This window comes from Shewanella sp. HN-41 (assembly GCF_000217915.1).
GTDB lineage: Bacteria > Pseudomonadota > Gammaproteobacteria > Enterobacterales > Shewanellaceae > Shewanella.
The window spans coordinates 64,336-80,778 of the sequence record NZ_AFOZ01000044.1 but is presented as its reverse complement, the minus strand read 5'-3'; the positions used below and the strand labels follow the sequence as shown (position 1 = coordinate 80,778).

Sequence of the window (16,443 nt, the reverse complement as noted above, 5' to 3'; positions counted from 1 at the left end):
ATGAAACTATTATTTATCATTATGGGTGTGTTGGGTTTAAGCGCCTGCAGCACAGCACCTTCGGCATCGGTTGCGCCGACTCCCACCCTTGAAACTAAACCGCTTGATGAGCGAGCGCCAGTGGCTCCTAAGGTGGTACAGTTGGCGGGGCTGAGTAATGATTTGGCCGCAGAAGCCTTGTATTATGCCTTGCTCAATGCAAATTATTTGGTGACTAAGGTGGCATCGGACAAAGTGGCAGTACAGTTTGGCGATAATCAGTTTATGCTAGAGCCGAGCATGAATGCCGCAGGTATCGACCGAATTTTAATGAACCGTTTTTATGCGGTGCATCCACAGTTGCAGGCCAGTCAAGAACTCCCCAGAGTGATAGGCGAGCTTAATGCCAAGCTTAATTTCGCTAAATTTGTACTGCGCGACCAAGGGGCGGTGATCCAAATCCAGGGCACTGTGACCTTTGCCGATAAGGTCGAAATCGAGGAGCTGCGCCGCTTTATGCTATGGACCGATGGCGGCTTGGCGCAAATCGCCCTGTCATTGCCCGAAGGTGTGGAGCAGTATCTGCGTCCTATCCCCTTGATGCCCGTTGTGAAGTCTTAATCTAAAGGAAAAGTTGTGATCGCCTTAATTCAAAGAGTGAGCCGCGCCAGCGTGGTTGTGGATAATCAAACCCTAGGTGCAATCGATAAGGGCTTGTTAGTCTTGCTTGGGGTTGAACGGGAAGATAACCGCGAAAAAATGGAAAAGTTGGCCACTAAAGTAATGAGTTATCGGGTGTTTTCCGATGAAAATGGCAAGATGAACCTCAACTTAACTCAGGCGGGCGGCTCGCTTTTAGTGGTCTCTCAATTTACCTTGGCGGCCGATACTGGCCGTGGCCTGAGACCGAGTTTTTCGGGGGCGGGCACACCAGAGCAAGCGCTTGGCCTGTATGAAGAATTTGTCGCCTTTTGCCGTGCTAAAGGCGTGACCACAGAAACGGGGCAATTTGGTGCCGATATGAAGGTCGAGTTGGTCAACGATGGCCCAGTGACCTTCAATTTGCAGGTGTAACCTAAAGGACAGTGTGCCAACGGCAGTAAGGACATGCACATGGATGAACGACTGAATCAATTACGTCAGACTTGGCACAGTACCATTCCCGTTAGTGAATTTATGCAGATAGCGCCAGTCTCCTTTGCGGATGGCGAGTTGCGCGTGACTGCGCCACTAGCGCCGAATATCAACCTGCATCACACCATGTTTGCTGGCAGCATTTATACCATGATGACGCTCACTGGCTGGGGCATGGTGTGGTTGCAACAGCAGCTTCAACAGGTGGATGGCGACATAGTGTTAGCCGATGCCCATATCCGCTATATGGCGCCAGTCACCTGTGCGCCCGAGGTTAAAGTGCGTTGGCCAGATACGGATTTAAGTCCGCTGCAACGGGGCCGCAAAGCCAAAGTAAAACTTGAAGTTCAGCTCTTTTGCGGCGAAAAACTCTGCGCCCAGTTCGATGGTTTGTATGTCAGTGTGCCAAAAATGTAAAACCTTTCTAAAAAATCGAAATTAATCTCAAATTTTATCCGCTTTTTTTCTTTTTTATGGGCGAATAGACTAACGCCATAGAGTTGAGATATTTCATCTGACTCTGAGCTAATTACCTATTTTCGGAGCAGATTATGTCTAAAGTCTTAATTTTAAAATCAAGTATTCTTGGCGGTTATTCACAATCTGCCTTATTAGTTGACCACTTAATCGGTAAATGGGAAGACCAAGGTGCGACCATCACAGTTCGCGATCTGGCGGGTAAAGATGTGTTGCCTATGGTTGATGGTGAAATTGCCTCTGGCTTACGCGGCGGCGACGATTTAACCGCTCGTCAGCAAGAGATGCTCGATCTGTCTAACACCTTAGTTGAAGAGTTAAAAGCGAACGATACTATCGTGCTCACCGCGCCTATGTATAACTTCAACATTCCAGCACAACTGAAAAACTGGATTGATTTTGTGGCCCGCGCCGGTGTGACATTCACTTATACCGAAAATGGTCCTAAAGGCTTAGTGGAAGGCAAACGTGCCGTGCTGATCACCACCCGTGGCGGCGCCCATAAAGATGGTCCAACGGATCACATTGTGCCTTTCTTAAAAACCTTCCTCGGTTTTATCGGTATCACCGATGTGGAAGTGGTTTATGGCGAAGCGCTGAACATGGGCCCAGAAGCCAATCAAAAAGGTATCAGCGAAGCGAAACAAAGCCTCGACCAGTTAACCGTTTAATCGTAAAGATAATAAAAAATGCCAGCTTAGATGCTGGCATTTTTGTTTATGCGGAAACTCCATTATTCGCAAAGCTTACAGCCAGGAGACATAGCGCTGGTTTCGATATAACGCACCTTAGTACTGGCTTGGCCGCGGTTGCGGCTAATGGCGAACCGTGTTTCGCGAACCGATTTCTGAGCCTGTTTTTCCACTTGGCGGGGTAGCGGGCAAGTAGTTGTCATTTGCAGCTCCTCATGAATTTCTTGTATGACTCCTAGGCTAGTCGTTACACCTTAGATTAGGTTGGCTGGCAGCAAACCAGATCCTTTAGCGAACCACCATTGACCACGCACTCAAACCCATTGGCCCTTAAAATATCGCAGCCCTTTTGGGCGCGAATACCTGCGCCGCAGTAAAGCACAAAGGGATGCTGTTTATTTTCAACCTGGTGCAGCCATTGGTCGAGTGTCGGTAGCGGCACGTTGATGGCCTGAGGCAAATGACCCGAGGCAAATTCCTCCGGTGAGCGCACATCGATGACGCGCGCACCCTGATCAATCAATTGCCAACATTTTTCACCATTGCTGCTGCCAGATAATTTAGCCAGTAAAGATTGAAACATAGCTTTGCCTCTATGATTAGAAAATTTTCAATAAGTTTATTCTAATGGAATGGCGGGTGCAAGCGGCAATCTTTCAGGCCTCTGTTTGTCAGCTCTGATCTGTTGCAGGCGTCTCCCTGTGGTAGTGGATAAGATCATGAAACACCACGGGTTGGTCGTTTAAGTTACGGTAACCATGGGGTTTATCGGCGGCAAAACGCACGGCTTCGCCCTGCTGTAAGCACTGCCACTGACCATCGACTAACACTTCCATGGTGCCGCTCAACACGATCACATGTTCGGTTACACCCGCCTCATGGGGCTCGGAGAGGCGTTCATAGTGCGGCAATAGGGTGAGTTCAAACATCTCAAAACCAAAGCGTGGCTCGAAGGGAAATAGCGACGCGACTAACATGCCGTCGGTCGCAGGCTTTTGGCGTAATTCATCGGCTTTACGAAAGACGGCGCCCTGACTCTGGGGCGTGGGTTCGAGAAAGGTTGAAAGCGAGATATTGAATCCACTGGCAATTTTCCACAGGGTGGCAATGGTGGGGCTGGATTCACCGCGCTCGATTTGCCCTATCATGGCCTTGCTGACGCCAGTCTCTTGGGCGGCCTTATCTAAACTCCATCCCATTTGGTTGCGAAGTGCTTTGAGCGTGGTGGCGAGATAGCTGTTTATCGTCTGCACAGTGGCCCCATTATGTTGATGAAAATTTAGATTGTACGTTATAACGCACAAGTGCTATCTTGTCCATCTTGTACGTTATAGCGCACGAGATGGTTGATAACAAACACAGTGATAAGCACAGGAGTAGGGATATGTGGCGCGATGCTTTAGGACTATCAAAAATATCGGCGGGCTTTATTGCTGTGCTGGTGGGCTATAGCAGCTCGGCGGTGATTATCTTTCAAGCGGCACAGGCTGTGGGTGCGACACCAGCACAGATGAGTTCATGGTTGTGGGCTTTGGGTGTGGGTATGGGCGTGACCAGCATAGGGTTATCACTGTACTACAAGAATCCTATTCTAACGGCTTGGTCAACACCGGGAGCGGCGCTGATGGTGACTAGCCTAGCGGGATTGAGCGTCAACCAAGCCATAGGCGCGTTTCTGGTGAGTTCGATTTTAATTACCCTTTGCGGGGTGGCGGGCTGGATGGATAAACTTATCCGCATCATGCCGCAGTCGGTGGCTTCAGCCATGTTGGCGGGGATCCTGCTGCAATTTGGCCTAGGGCTATTTCAGGCGATGCAGACTCAGCTGAGCCTCATATTAATCATGCTGTTAGTGTTTGTCGTGGTTAAGCCTTTTGCGCCGCGTTACATCATCCTGCTGACCTTGCTGGTGGGTATCGGCATGAGTTTTCAATTAGATTTGCTCAAGCTAGATGTCGTAGAGTTGCAACTGGCGATGCCGGTTTGGACGACGCCTGAGTTTTCGCTGGCGAGTGTAATTGGTGTGGCGTTGCCGCTGTTTGTGGTGACTATGGCCTCGCAAAATATGCCGGGCGTTGCAGCGCTGCACGGTAATGGCTACAGGCCGCCAATTTCACCTTTGATTACCAGCACAGGATTAATCGGAGTTATTCTCGCGCCCTTTGGTGGTTTTGCCTTTAACTTATCCGCCATAACAGCCGCTATTTGTATGGGGGATGAGGCGGATCCCAATCCTACTACCCGCTACTGGGCTGCGGTGTGGGGCGGCGTATTTTACTTTATCACTGGGTTACTCGGCGCCACTGTGGTTGGCCTGTTCTCCGCCTTCCCTAAAGAGTTAGTACTGGCCATCGCCGGATTAGCCCTGCTCGGCACTATCGCCAATAGCCTTACCGCCGCATTAGCTAAAACGGAAGATCGCGAGGTAGCGGTGATCACTTTCTTAGTCACCGCATCGGGTTTTAGTGTGCTGGGTATCGGCAGCGCATTTTGGGGTCTGCTATTTGGATTTATTATTCATGCATGGCAAACCAAAACACGCTAGTTAAAGGGCGCGTGTTTTGGCGATTAGCATCTATGACTAAAAGATCAGATTTTGTAGGCTGCCGCCTTAGTTTGATAGGCGCTAGCGATTTGGCTTAATGCGAGCGTTCCCGATGAGAGTTCTTTAACTTTAGTGGCCAATTCATTGATCGCATGGGCGTTATCGATAATGTCTCCCCCAATGTGAGCGAGCACTTGGCTCTGGGATTGGGTGGTGTGTGCCACGCTCTCACTCGATACGGCAACATGAGTGATCTGTTCCGAGCGTTGGGCGAGACCATTGGCGATTTCACTGGTGTGTTTCAGGTTTTCAATTGTGCTTTGTTTGCTTAAGTCCATTGATTCGACAGTCTTAATCATACTAGTGTTAAGGTGAGTTAAGACCGTGGCGATATCATCGGTTGAGCGGCCTGTACGTTGTGCTAAGGCTCTGACTTCATCAGCAACCACGGCAAAGCCACGGCCGCTTTCTCCTGCTCGTGCTGCTTCAATAGCCGCATTGAGTGCGAGCAGATTTGTTTGCTCCGAGATGCTCCGGATCGCTTCGAGTAATTTAGTGATAGCACTGACGTCTGAGGTCAATTCGGTTAAAAATTGAGTCACTTCTGTAGTGCTTTGCTCCAGTTTTTTCATATCTTCCATAATATTAAGCGCGCTCTTTCTGTCTTCATTACTGGAGTTGGCGGCTTGGCGTGCGCTTTGCGCCGAGTCATGGCTATCGGCTGCGGCTTGGCTGATCTGCTGAATGACATTTTGCGTAGTATCGGAAATTTGTTGTGCCTGTCTATTTTGCGCATGCACAGTGTGTTGAGTCTCGTCACTCAGTTGTTTTAGGTGGTTAGTAGTTTTTGCCATATCGACAGCAATATCGCGGTAGTCGGAGAACACTTGGGTGAGTTCTTCGAGCATAGTATTAAACGCCATTTCAGCATGATTTTTGGCAGGTACGAGCCGAATAGAAATATCTTTAAACTCAGAAATTTGCTCAATCGCATCTGCAATGCGCTGATTTGCGGAGGATTCAATGCGCATCATCGAGGCGAGTAAGATCAGAATCCCCGCTTCGGCGGCGGCAAACAGGGCATGCACAAAGGTGATATCCCAAGAGCACTTACCAGCAAAAAGCATGATGGCAACCTGATTGATTTCCACACTCTGCATTTGCATGTAAGTGAACAGTACATGGTGTACTGCAACGGTCAGTAATGCTGCGACAATCGGCTCCCAACGTTGGTAAATCAAGAAGATCGCCATAGTGGCGAAGATATGAAAGTGCATTTCAATCATCCCCATTTGGGTCTGAATGAGCAGGGCGGAAACCGTCATCATGATAACGGCGGCCACGATGGCAAACATAGGTGTTGCCTTCAGCAGGCTGTAACTTATTTGGGTGATGAGCGACACGGCAATCGCGGCCAAAATAACAAAGCTCATCATCTGAGCCCCAACAAACCCACTAACGAGGAGGATTGGCGCCTGAGCGAGAAGCAGACGATATAAGGTCTGATCGTTTTTAGCTGTCGTTGAATTATTCGATAAGTTATTCATGTTGGTCTGCCTAATTTGAAGACATCATAGTAGTGAGATCGGCTCGTAGTCGTTCAGTAATAAGCTGCTGTTGAGTATAGGTTTTTTTAAGCTTTCCCGTGGGCGAAACTAAATAAAGATTGCCTGTATGCAGATTAATATCGCTAGTTTGATTCGATATTTCAGCCAGTTGCCGCTGCAAGGTTTCGAGTTGCTCAGGGGTTAACTCGGCACTATAAAACTGCGCGGATTGACTATCGATCATTTGCGCTCTGAGGGCTGGTAGGTCCTTTTGAGGATCGATAGAGATGAATAGAAAACGAATGTTTGTTCTTTCATTTTCAGTGAGTTGTTCCATCAGTGAACGCACTTGATGTATGCGAACAGGGCAAATTTGTGAGCAACTCACAAAGCCAAGAAACAGATAGCTTGGTCCCTTAGTCCAGTCACTAAATTGGTGCGTTTTGCCGTGAATATCCTGCCAAGTAAAATCAATATCAGTATCTTGATGGGTTTCAATGCCATAGCTTCCCGATATCGCTTGGTTGAGATAAGCAATTGTGGGAAGGATCAATAGGGTCATGGCCACGATTAGCACTGTGCTAATGAATGTACTGATTCTTTTCATATACTTCTTATTTAATACTCTGAAATGTAAGTGATCGCGTCAATTAGCAATTCCATTGCATTAATTAGAACTATAGTATTCTTCGGCTATCTTTCATTAAAAGCGCTAGCGATTTTTTTTGGGCGGCAAAGGTATGTTGAAAGGCTTGAATGGGATCATTTTAAGTTAACGTTATCAGTGCAGAGATTGGCGTTGCGCATGGTAAACGGCTTTCGTACCGTTTACCACGGCTTAAACTTAGATTTTCTTCGTCATAAACACGCTATTGGGATCGAGTCGATAATCGGCAAAGGGGCCACAGATTTCGAAGCCAAATTTGCTGTAGAGTAGGCGAGCTGGATTGAAGAAGTCCATCGAACCTGTCTCTAGACTCAGGCGTTTGACGCCTGCGGCTTTGGCATCGTTAATTAAGTGCTGTAATACCTTAGAGGCTATGCCTTGCTTTTTATAGGGCGCGGCGGTGCGCATGGATTTGATCTCGGCGTGCTCGGCATCTAACCATTTTAGTGCACCGCAGCCCGCTAAATTGTTGCCATCCCATAGGGTCCAAAAGCGAATATTGGGTTGACGCAGACCATCAAGGTCTAATGCATGCACACTCTCCGGCGGAGAGGTTGCCCGCATATCGTCGAGGTGCTCTTGCAGCAAAGCCGCTATCTCTGGCCCTTTAAGGTCATCTAAGATTATTTTCATGGTCGCTTTCATCGTGGCTTTCATGGTGAGTCTCATGGCAGATCGGGTGCTCCCTATTATTTTGGCTTATCCATAATGGCGTCATCGCTTTGTTATATGTTTGCCAATGCGCCGTAGTGGATAAGCAAAGGGTAGGCCAAGAGTTTTTGCTAAAGGGATGATGCTTCACCCCTTGGTTTTTTCGAGAGGCGAGCAAGGAGGAATGCTGTCCTTGCTTTTGGACTTTTAAATAAAAGTCAAAGTTGTGGGGCTTCACCCTGATTTTTAATCAAGAGTCGACCAAGGAAGGCTGCTCGTCCTATCCTCCTTACTTTTTATTTTTACAAGCAGCCAAGACGCCCAACGGAGTTGAAAGCCCCTTGTGCTCATTGCCAAATTTGCTATCGCTTCCGAAGGATGCGCTTTACATCCATGTAAAGCACCCCAGTTCGGCAATCCTTGCCTCTCGCTCATAAGCGCGAAAATCATCGATTTTTATTCGCCCCTGCACCTGCGAAAGCTAGCTCGGCATCCATGCCGAGACTCACGCAATTTGCCTACTCGCCCTGCGGCAACTCCTAGGGGATGGTGTATTCCTTAGACTCTAGTGTTATTGGTCAATTATTAAGGAGTAAAGTTATATCCCATCTTTTTAAATGACAGTTTTATTTTCTATAGCCAAAATTTACCGTGCCAAAAATTGACGCGGTAAATATCTTCTTGCTTTCTTTCTTTGTGTCGCAAATAGTTGAACATGATGCAATAACGGTGATAACTTGCTGTCATGTTTAAAGAAGTTTGCCCTAAAAGTTCAAACCCTAATGTATTTTTATTTGGGTTTAACGAGAAGTCTGGGTAAAACCCAGTAGGCTCAGTAGGACATAATGACTAAACCCTATACCAAAACCTTGCAAGACGAACTTGATTGGAAGCTTCTCGATCAACTGCACGGGGCTGTCGCACAAATAAGCAGCTTTTGCTTCGAGATAAAGAAATTTTGTGTTACTACATTATTTATAGTGCTAACCCTCATGGCAAAGTTCACATCAGACAAGCTTGATCATTCGCTATTTGTTGCCGGCCTCATGATACCTTTATGTTTTTGGTTTCTAGATGCGACCGGTTATTTCTATCAGGTCAAACTACGAGGAACAATGCAGGCAATTCGCACTCGTCTTGCCTCGCAAAATGATCAGAAGCTAATTGTTACTACTGAGGTGCAAATTATCGAACCATCTCGAGTATCAGCCTCTACATACAGACGAATTGTCGCCGCGGGGTTCAATCACTCTATGTGGCTCTACATATTGCTAGTGGTTATCAACCTATCGATCTGGTTTCTATACTCAGAGGGATTTATTAAATGAAACTTTTCGTTAGCTACTCGCGTAGAGACGGAGTAGTTACCACAGAATCCCTTCGAGCTCTGGATGCGCATCTACGACAAGTGTGTACACCGTTCATACATTGCTTGCATGACTCGGGCTCACGCTGGGAACAGGTGCGCGTAATGATGGCGCTGCTAGCTTCACACGCCGTTCTTCTAGTGGAGTCGCCTGCGGCAGAAGCCTCAGGCTGGGTACGTTTAGAACTATTCGTCGCACGATTACTTGGTCTACCGTTAATGCGCCTGCAAGCCGGCGACCTAACAGATTCCCAATAAATTCAGTCGCATAAGGCGGCTTGCTGACGTGGTAAAGCCTAATAAGTGGTTTAAGTCGCTTGTACGTTCACTAGGGACTGACTGAAGCCGGCCTCTTAACCCAACGCGATAGGGCAAAAATGGATAACCTCGAAAAAGTCCGAAAACTTATTCCGCTGTGGTATGCACACCGGAAATGGGCAGAAGAACTTCTTGTCCGTGTATTTGATTTGGAATCTGCTGAAGAAATATTGAAGTCAGAGATCCGAGGAAACAAACCAATTCCTGGTACAAATTGGATGTATCGAACTCACGGAATTGGAGTTGATATATACCGAACTGCAGATGTCGGCGGAATTGACTTCGATTTCAATAAATCAGAGCCTGATGCATGGCGTTTGCAAATATTCTTTGAAAAGCAATATAACGAAGGAAATCTACCTTTCGCAGAGTATCGAGAGCTTTATGAAGATGAAGAGTTACTTCAATGTTTCATAAAAATGGTATTAGAGGAGTATGTACTATAAAAATGGTTCAAACCCTTCGCTTCGCTCGTTGAGACCGACTAAAGCCTGTCTCTTAGCTTAAAAATTGTAATATTTATGAACCATTAAGCTTTTATTTAACAAGATATCTATTGTGATTTTTTCAAAGGGATTGGCGAAACCTGCCATCGCTAAATGTTAGCTCTAGTCTTTGAACCTAAGGTTACGCAGATGCTCGAAAGGCAAACCATGGTGATTGGTGAGACGACCGTCCGCCCCATGGACGGGGCGGTCGAGCATCCAGGGATGGACTTGCTGCGTGTCGTCGAGCCGGTACCATGGTTGGCCTCACTCTGAACAATATCTATGTTTAACTGCCTCTTCGCCTTCCGTAACTTTCGTTTATCAACTTAGATTCCCTAGGTTTCTTTCACAGTGTTGTGAGTGAATGTCATGGCAAGCCTGTATAGGCGAATATCAGCAAATGCTAAGGACAATAGCAAATTTTCTTTTAATTTAAAAAGTGATCCAAACGGATATAAAAATGGCCGAGTATAAGCTCGGCCATGATTTGTTCTATTAAGCTTAAACGGGTAGGTTTAGTAGTATTTCTTCAAATAACTCTCGGCGTAGTTTTTGAGTTTTTTGTTTGAGCTCGCGGTTGCCATATTTTCAATCACATCGCGGTAAGCGGTATTCCCTGAACTAGCTAGCGCTTTGGCCATATTGGCATAGGTGTCGATGGCGAGTTTGTTATCGGCCATTAAGCGAGGCGTTTTCAATTCGTTACTGAGTACGGCTAGGATAAAATCATCGTACTGACGATCATCCATGATGCGTTTGGCTGCCAGTCGCATCAGCTCTAAATCATCGCTGCGTAGTGCATTGGCAAGGGCGTTATTTTGCTGGCTTTGCTCGGCCGTATATTGGCTTTTATCCGCCAAAATAGCATTCCATTTTTTATATTTATCTAAGTTCTCTAGTGCTTGGGTTGCGTATTTTTTGAGTTTTTTGTGATAGCTTCCACTGACTATATTGTTAAGTGTCTGACTATATTTGCGATTCCCTGAGTATCCTAAACCTCTAATCAGCCAAGCAGCATTATCAATGTCGACGTTACTCGTTGACATGGGAAGTGTGGTTTGAAGTTTATTTTCTAATAGATCGTAGATGGTAGGATCCGTAATTCCTCCCACGATCAATAAATTTATAGCTTGTTTTTGTTGATCAATATTTCCACTGTTGATGCTATTTATAATGTCAGCAATTTGCGAATCTTGGTCACTGAGTAGACCAGCCTTAGAGATTGTAATCTCGGTATGTTGAACAGTACTTAATTCGATTGTTTTTCTACGAATAACGGTTCATTGGTTGGGGACCAAAATTGCGAAAACTCAACCTGTCCAAGGTCAGAATAAATATAAATAGTTTTAGATTTAGGATCGTTAGGAACCTTACTAGTAATACTGTCTGGTTGCCCTAAAACTTTAAGGACATATTCTCTACTTACACCTTGTTTAATATTGGAGAAATAATCTTTTCTTGATGCGTCATTCTGGCTTTTAATTAATTTTTGAGGCCGAATTGTGGTTGCTTTATCTTTTTTTCAATGATATCTGAAACGACTTCACCTTTAGTGTTTTCTAACCAAACTGCAGAATAGATGTCACTAAGCTTGCCACTAACAATATAGTTTTCATTTGCTTTTGGGGTGAATTGAATAGTGCCTTCAACAAAGTGATTTTTATCTGAAAAAATTTGAAGTACCGGTGCTGCGCTATAAACCTGAGCTGCGATATGAAGCTGAATAGGTTGTGCAGTAACTGCACGACTGGCCCCCAGTGTTGTTAATCTTAAGCCTTGTCCCATTGAGGCATTTTGTGTCGCCATTAGACTATTATGAACACCTTTATCATTAATTTTATCAATATAAAAAATATTTGCGGAACTGTTATCTATTCTTGATAGTGTATCGTCAACGGTTGCGGTTTCACCTACATACCCTTTGGGGACAGAAGGGGATGTCGCACTACATCCTGCTAAAATTATCAGTAACAGGTATCCATAAATTTTTTTCATTACACTTTCCTTGTTATGTGTTGTTATCTAGTCCAGCGTTTAAAAATCAGTGAAGTGTTGATCCCGCCAAAGGCGAAATTATTACTCATTACATAATCGGTTACGAGCGAACGAGGCTCGCCGCGAATATAATCTAGCGCCGCGCATTCAGGGTCGATATTGTCGAGATTGAGTGTGGGCGCAAACCAACCCGCATTCATCATCTCGATACTGACCCAAGCCTCTAACGCGCCACAGGCGCCTAAGGTGTGGCCTGTGTAGCTTTTAAGGGATGAGATTGGCAAATCCGCACCAAATACCGCATGGGTTGCATGGGTTTCGGCAATATCACCGCGGTCAGTCGCCGTGCCGTGGGCATTTACATAGCCAATGGCGCTGGGCTCAAGCTGTGCATCTTTGAGTGCTAACCTGATGGCGATTTCCATGGTATCGCTATTGGGCTGAGTGACATGCTGACCATCGGAATTAGTGCCAAAACCGACTAACTCAGCATAAATCTTTGCGCCACGCGCCTTGGCGTGTTCCAGCTCTTCGAGCACCAGCGTACAGGCACCTTCACCAATCACTAGGCCATCGCGGCTCGCATCGAAGGGGCGCGGTGTGAGTTCGGGCGTCGAGTTTTTAGTGCTAGTGGCAAACAGGGTATCGAACACCACGGCCTCGGTGGGGCAGAGTTCTTCACCGCCGCCCGCCAACATTAAGGTTTGCTGACCGTATTTGATGGCCTCAAAGGCGTAACCTATGCCTTGGCTACCCGAGGTGCAGGCGCTGCTGGTGGTATGAATGCGCCCCTTTAAGCCGAAGAAAACACCGACGTTCACCGCTGTGGTGTGCGCCATCATGCGGATATAGCTAGTGGCGGTAACGCCCGACATATCGCCGGTTTTCAACATATCGCCAAAGGCGGTAATAGGATCTGTGCTGCCCGTGGATGAACCATAGGCAATGCCCATTTCACCCGAGGATACGATAGGGTCATCCAGTAATCCCGCATCGATTAAAGCCAGTTCGCTGGCGCGGGTTGCCATAATGGAAACCTTGCCCATGGAACGAATTTTCTTGCGCGAATAATGGCTTGGCACTTCAAAGTCAGTAATGGGCGCGGCTAAACGAGTGTTGAGCCCGTCGTATCTATCCCAGTCACTCATAGTGACGACACAGTTTTTCTGCGCCTTAAGACTCGTCGCAATGGTCGGCCAATCATGGCCTAGGGCGGTAATGCCGCCAACGCCTGTGATGACCACTCGTCTACCAAAGCGGGTTTGATTTGTCGGCTCGCTCATTTAGATCATGCCTCCATTGACCGAAATCACTTGGCGAGTGATATAGGCGGCATCGTCAGACATTAAAAATGCGGCTAAGGCGGCGATTTCATTGGGTTTACCCATACGGCGCATCGGCACTAACTGCTCGACCATATCCTTAGGAATATCGGCCACCATATCGGTTTCGATTAAGCCGGGGGCGATACAGTTGACGGTAATTTTGCGTTTTGCCAGCTCTAATGACAACGCCTTAGTCGCGCCGATAATACCAGCTTTTGAGGCGCTGTAATTCACTTGGCCACGGTTGCCCGCAATGCCAGAGACTGAGGCTAAGGTGATGATACGTCCACCTTTGCGGCCTTGTACCATAGGCATCACACAGGGGTGGATAACATTGTAAAAACCATCGAGGTTAGTGTGGATGACGCTGTCCCACTCGCTTTCCGTCATGGCGGGAAAGGCGGTGTCGCGGTTGATGCCCGCATTGAGTACGACGCCATAATAGGCACCATTGGCCTCGATATCAGCTGCGATGGCGGCTTTAACAGTTGCGCGGTCGGCGACATCAAATTTCAACAGGCTCGCATTCACCCCAAGCGCGCGGATTTGCGTGGCAGTGTCATCGGCAGCGGTTTGGTTGCTGTGGTAATGCAGGGCGATATCGAAGCCTGCAGCGGCGAGTTTTAGGGCGATGGCTTTACCTATGCCTCGGCTCGAACCTGTGACTAATACTCTGTTATTCATCTGTTTTCTCCACCCCATTTGGCTTTATATATTGTGCTGGGGGTTAATGTCCTAGGGGCTTATTGGTCGCGTCTTGATCCCCTGTACCTTGATTTCCCGCAAGATAGGCTTGGGTGTCCTGGGGTTGAAATACATTCACATTGGCTTCGGCCACTAAGGTATTATCTTGGTCGCTACCCGCTTCGGGCATAAGGTAAATCTGGCAATCGAATACCGCTAATCCCGATTCCTCTTGATAGAGGCGTTTCACATGGGTGCGATAGGTGCGCCCGAACTCATACTGCTTGGCATGAAGCGCTAACTTGCGCGACCCCAATAGAAAACCCACGCGGATTTTATCATTGCGCAGTTTTGCTTCTACTCCGGCGAGGGCTGCAATACTTTGAGCCATATATTCTATACCCACATAATTGGGTACGGCTCGATGTTTATCGTCGAAGTAGGGGCTCTGCGCAGTGATAGTGACTTCGGTTACTAAGATATCGCGTTGATAAGCAATGATCTTATCTACCAAGATCATCGGCGCCCTGTGGGGAATAAAGTCGGTAATATCCTGTTCGGCAAAGGGTAAATTGAATTGAATAAAGGGCATCATACTAGGCCTCATTGCGACAAAAAATCAGGCTGGCATTACTGCCGCCAAAGGCGAAGGAATTACTCATCACATAATTAAGGGCGCCTTTTGCGGCGACTTGATGGCGTTCGACTAAGGCAATGGAAGGATCCTGTGGATCGACTTGTCCGTCCCATTGATGGGGCGGCAGGGCCTGGCCGTGATTATGTGCAGAAAGTAATAAGTAGCAGAAGGCGGCTTCGATGGCACCAGCCGCACCTAAGGTATGGCCGACTAAGGGCTTAGTTGAGCTGCATGGCGGGGTGTTGGCGCCAAAGACTTCAACCACGGCGCGGCTTTCCATCGCATCATTTTTGGGCGTCGCTGTGCCGTGTAAGTTTATGTAATCGATGTCTTGTGCAGTAATGTTCGCATCCTGCAATGCTGCTTGCATGGCTTTGATCGCGCCGGCACCTTCGGGGTGCGGTGCCGAAATATGATGGGCATCGCTCGATTCGCCAATACCCGCCAGCATGACATCGGACTCGCCCAACGTCAGGACGAAAAGCGCCGCGCCTTCGCCGATATTGATACCATCACGATTGATACTAAAAGGATTACAGTGGCCCTTTGATACCGACTCTAAGGCGTGAAAGCCATTGACTGTGAGTTGGCAGAGACTATCGACACCGCCGACAATCACCATATCGCAGAGGTTCGCATTGAGTAAGCGTTTGGCACTGGCAAAGACTTTTGCGCTGGAGGAACAGGCGGTTGAAATCGTGTAGCAAGGGCCATCTAGCTGAAAATATTGACGCAAAAAATCGCTAGTGCTGCCAAGTTCCTGCTGGAAATAGTGGTAATCCGCTGGAAAGTGACCGTGTTGATTGCGGTAGCTCAGTGCCGCTTCACCTTTAGCAATCCCCGAGGTGCTAGTGCCTAACACAACGCCAATACGGGCAGGACCCAAATCCCGTTTAGCCTGCTCAACCGTGGCGCTAATTTGCTGCGCGGCGCATAACAGTAACTGGTTATTGCGACAATCGAAATGGATGAGTTTTGCAGGAATCGCCGGTAGCACCACCGTCACTGGTGCCACTAAGGTTGGGTGCTCGAATAGGAGAGTATCACTGCGCTGCATAGCGCGGGTATCGCCGGCGATCAGGCGGTCTAAAACCTGCTGGGGATCTAGCCCTAGCGGGGTACACAATCCAATCTGTGTAATGGCGACTCTATTCTTCATTGCGTATCGTTTATCCAGCGGCTAAATCTATTAAGTGATTAAATAGGTTGTATTTCTAATTCAAACTTTGCCTGTGGCATGGTCAAATTAATATGGGCTTGCCAGAGCATATCGCCCGTGCCCTGTCGGTAATTTATCTGTAAAACCTGTGTTTGCTGGCCGTTTTTACTGATCAAGGTATCTTGGCTATAGATCTGGCGACAGGGCGACGTATCGACAAGTGTGTCTCCAACCGTATCACAAAGGCCAGAAACTAAATGGCCGCCTTCCAAATGGGCACGAATACTCTGCTCAGGCCAATAGATCAGTTGCATCATCGCCATTAAATATTCGGCTTTAAAATTGTCGCCCAGCAGCACACTTTGTTCACTGCTGAGTGTATTCCCATCATAAACCAAGGTAAATAAAGCCTGTCCGAGTGGCGCTAAACCAACGAGCGTCATGCGCTCACCTTCTAGCTCCAACTGGGTGAGCAGTTCGTGGGTTTCATCACCCACCTTAATACTGACCTTTTGACTAAAGGATTGGGGCGTAGATAGGCCCGTTTTACTCTCGGTTTGCTGACTGGTGATGACGGCGGGCTTTGCCGTCGGCTTAGTCAAAGGCTTATCGGTCGCGGGGGCAAAGTCATGGGGCAGTGGCGCCAAACAATAACGCATATCCTTAGCGAGCCCGACGCAGGTCTGCCTGAGCAGCAGTTCGCTACAGCCCGTTAGCCCAAGGCCTACGAGCAGCAGGGCGGGGAGCACTCGCCATTTTGCATTAAGGTTTAGCGACAT

Annotated in this window: 19 protein-coding genes and 1 pseudogene; 7 read left to right on the top strand and 13 right to left on the bottom strand. The window is 47.5% G+C overall.

Annotated features, from left to right (window positions below):
- The 4 genes from SOHN41_RS17715 to azoR all read left to right on the top strand — a co-directional run bounded on the left by SOHN41_RS17715 (nucleotide 1) and on the right by azoR (nucleotide 2,261).
- Complete coding sequence (locus tag SOHN41_RS17715) at nucleotides 1–600, top strand: hypothetical protein (protein ID WP_007651723.1); 600 nt, start codon at nucleotides 1–3, stop codon at nucleotides 598–600.
- 15 nt (nucleotides 601–615) lie between these two features.
- On the top strand, nucleotides 616–1,053 hold the full coding sequence (dtd, locus tag SOHN41_RS17710) for a D-aminoacyl-tRNA deacylase (protein ID WP_007651722.1): 438 nt from the start codon (nucleotides 616–618) through the stop codon (nucleotides 1,051–1,053).
- A 39-nt stretch (nucleotides 1,054–1,092) separates the two neighbouring features.
- Nucleotides 1,093–1,530, top strand: a complete 438-nt coding sequence (locus SOHN41_RS17705) for a thioesterase domain-containing protein (RefSeq protein ID WP_007651721.1) — start codon at nucleotides 1,093–1,095, stop codon at nucleotides 1,528–1,530.
- Nucleotides 1,531–1,664: 134 nt separating this feature from the next.
- On the top strand, nucleotides 1,665–2,261 hold the full coding sequence (azoR, locus tag SOHN41_RS17700; RefSeq protein ID WP_007651720.1) for an FMN-dependent NADH-azoreductase: 597 nt from the start codon (nucleotides 1,665–1,667) through the stop codon (nucleotides 2,259–2,261).
- Between the two features lie 62 nt (nucleotides 2,262–2,323).
- On the opposite strand, the gene SOHN41_RS17695 is transcribed toward azoR, so the two are convergent.
- The 3 genes from SOHN41_RS17695 to SOHN41_RS17685 form a co-directional block, all read right to left on the bottom strand.
- A complete protein-coding gene (locus SOHN41_RS17695; RefSeq protein WP_007651718.1) occupies nucleotides 2,324–2,485 on the bottom strand; it encodes a hypothetical protein in 162 nt (53 codons plus the stop codon).
- A gap of 56 nt (nucleotides 2,486–2,541) precedes the next feature.
- The gene (locus tag SOHN41_RS17690; RefSeq protein WP_007651706.1) at nucleotides 2,542–2,865 is read right to left on the bottom strand and encodes a rhodanese-like domain-containing protein; all 324 of its coding nucleotides are present in this window, start codon (nucleotides 2,863–2,865) and stop codon (nucleotides 2,542–2,544) included.
- An 88-nt stretch (nucleotides 2,866–2,953) separates the two neighbouring features.
- Nucleotides 2,954–3,535 (bottom strand): helix-turn-helix domain-containing protein, encoded by a 582-nt coding sequence (locus SOHN41_RS17685; protein ID WP_007651702.1) that lies wholly within the window; start codon nucleotides 3,533–3,535, stop codon nucleotides 2,954–2,956.
- Nucleotides 3,536–3,666: 131 nt separating this feature from the next.
- Here SOHN41_RS17685 and SOHN41_RS17680 point away from each other — a divergent pair, with 131 nt between their 5' ends.
- Nucleotides 3,667–4,827 carry a benzoate/H(+) symporter BenE family transporter gene (locus SOHN41_RS17680; protein ID WP_007651699.1) on the top strand — a complete coding sequence of 387 codons (1,161 nt, stop codon included), beginning with the start codon at nucleotides 3,667–3,669 and terminating at the stop codon, nucleotides 4,825–4,827.
- Nucleotides 4,828–4,871: 44 nt separating this feature from the next.
- Here the strand turns inward: SOHN41_RS17680 and SOHN41_RS17675 are convergent, their stop codons facing one another.
- The 3 genes from SOHN41_RS17675 to SOHN41_RS17665 all read right to left on the bottom strand — a co-directional run bounded on the left by SOHN41_RS17675 (nucleotide 4,872) and on the right by SOHN41_RS17665 (nucleotide 7,674).
- Nucleotides 4,872–6,374, bottom strand: a complete 1,503-nt coding sequence (locus SOHN41_RS17675; protein WP_007651698.1) for a methyl-accepting chemotaxis protein — start codon at nucleotides 6,372–6,374, stop codon at nucleotides 4,872–4,874.
- 10 nt (nucleotides 6,375–6,384) lie between these two features.
- Complete coding sequence (locus SOHN41_RS17670) at nucleotides 6,385–6,981, bottom strand: SCO family protein (protein WP_037459589.1); 597 nt, start codon at nucleotides 6,979–6,981, stop codon at nucleotides 6,385–6,387.
- 237 nt (nucleotides 6,982–7,218) lie between these two features.
- Entirely contained in the window at nucleotides 7,219–7,674 is a 456-nt protein-coding gene (locus tag SOHN41_RS17665) for a GNAT family N-acetyltransferase (protein WP_050801857.1), read from the bottom strand.
- A gap of 1,489 nt (nucleotides 7,675–9,163) precedes the next feature.
- Between SOHN41_RS17665 and SOHN41_RS20185 the strand changes: the two genes are divergently transcribed.
- A complete protein-coding gene (locus tag SOHN41_RS20185) occupies nucleotides 9,164–9,316 on the top strand; it encodes a hypothetical protein (protein ID WP_007651688.1) in 153 nt (50 codons plus the stop codon).
- Nucleotides 9,317–9,435: 119 nt separating this feature from the next.
- Complete coding sequence (locus SOHN41_RS17655) at nucleotides 9,436–9,822, top strand: DUF6896 domain-containing protein (protein ID WP_037459586.1); 387 nt, start codon at nucleotides 9,436–9,438, stop codon at nucleotides 9,820–9,822.
- A gap of 557 nt (nucleotides 9,823–10,379) precedes the next feature.
- Here SOHN41_RS17655 and SOHN41_RS20600 read toward each other — a convergent pair.
- The 7 genes and pseudogenes from SOHN41_RS20600 to SOHN41_RS17620 all read right to left on the bottom strand — a co-directional run.
- Nucleotides 10,380–11,006: pseudogene (locus tag SOHN41_RS20600) on the bottom strand (hypothetical protein); the annotation flags it as partial.
- Between the two features lie 340 nt (nucleotides 11,007–11,346).
- A complete protein-coding gene (locus SOHN41_RS17645) occupies nucleotides 11,347–11,859 on the bottom strand; it encodes a hypothetical protein (RefSeq protein ID WP_007651686.1) in 513 nt (170 codons plus the stop codon).
- A 23-nt stretch (nucleotides 11,860–11,882) separates the two neighbouring features.
- Nucleotides 11,883–13,142, bottom strand: a complete 1,260-nt coding sequence (locus tag SOHN41_RS17640) for a beta-ketoacyl-ACP synthase (RefSeq protein ID WP_007651684.1) — start codon at nucleotides 13,140–13,142, stop codon at nucleotides 11,883–11,885.
- On the bottom strand, nucleotides 13,143–13,868 hold the full coding sequence (locus tag SOHN41_RS17635; protein WP_007651682.1) for a 3-ketoacyl-ACP reductase FabG2: 726 nt from the start codon (nucleotides 13,866–13,868) through the stop codon (nucleotides 13,143–13,145).
- A 43-nt stretch (nucleotides 13,869–13,911) separates the two neighbouring features.
- Nucleotides 13,912–14,463, bottom strand: coding sequence for a hotdog family protein (locus tag SOHN41_RS17630; RefSeq protein WP_007651680.1), 552 nt, complete (start codon nucleotides 14,461–14,463; stop codon nucleotides 13,912–13,914).
- Nucleotide 14,464: 1 nt separating this feature from the next.
- On the bottom strand, nucleotides 14,465–15,664 hold the full coding sequence (locus SOHN41_RS17625; protein WP_007651678.1) for a beta-ketoacyl-[acyl-carrier-protein] synthase family protein: 1,200 nt from the start codon (nucleotides 15,662–15,664) through the stop codon (nucleotides 14,465–14,467).
- A 38-nt stretch (nucleotides 15,665–15,702) separates the two neighbouring features.
- Nucleotides 15,703–16,443, bottom strand: coding sequence for a DUF3261 domain-containing protein (locus tag SOHN41_RS17620; RefSeq protein ID WP_007651677.1), 741 nt, complete (start codon nucleotides 16,441–16,443; stop codon nucleotides 15,703–15,705).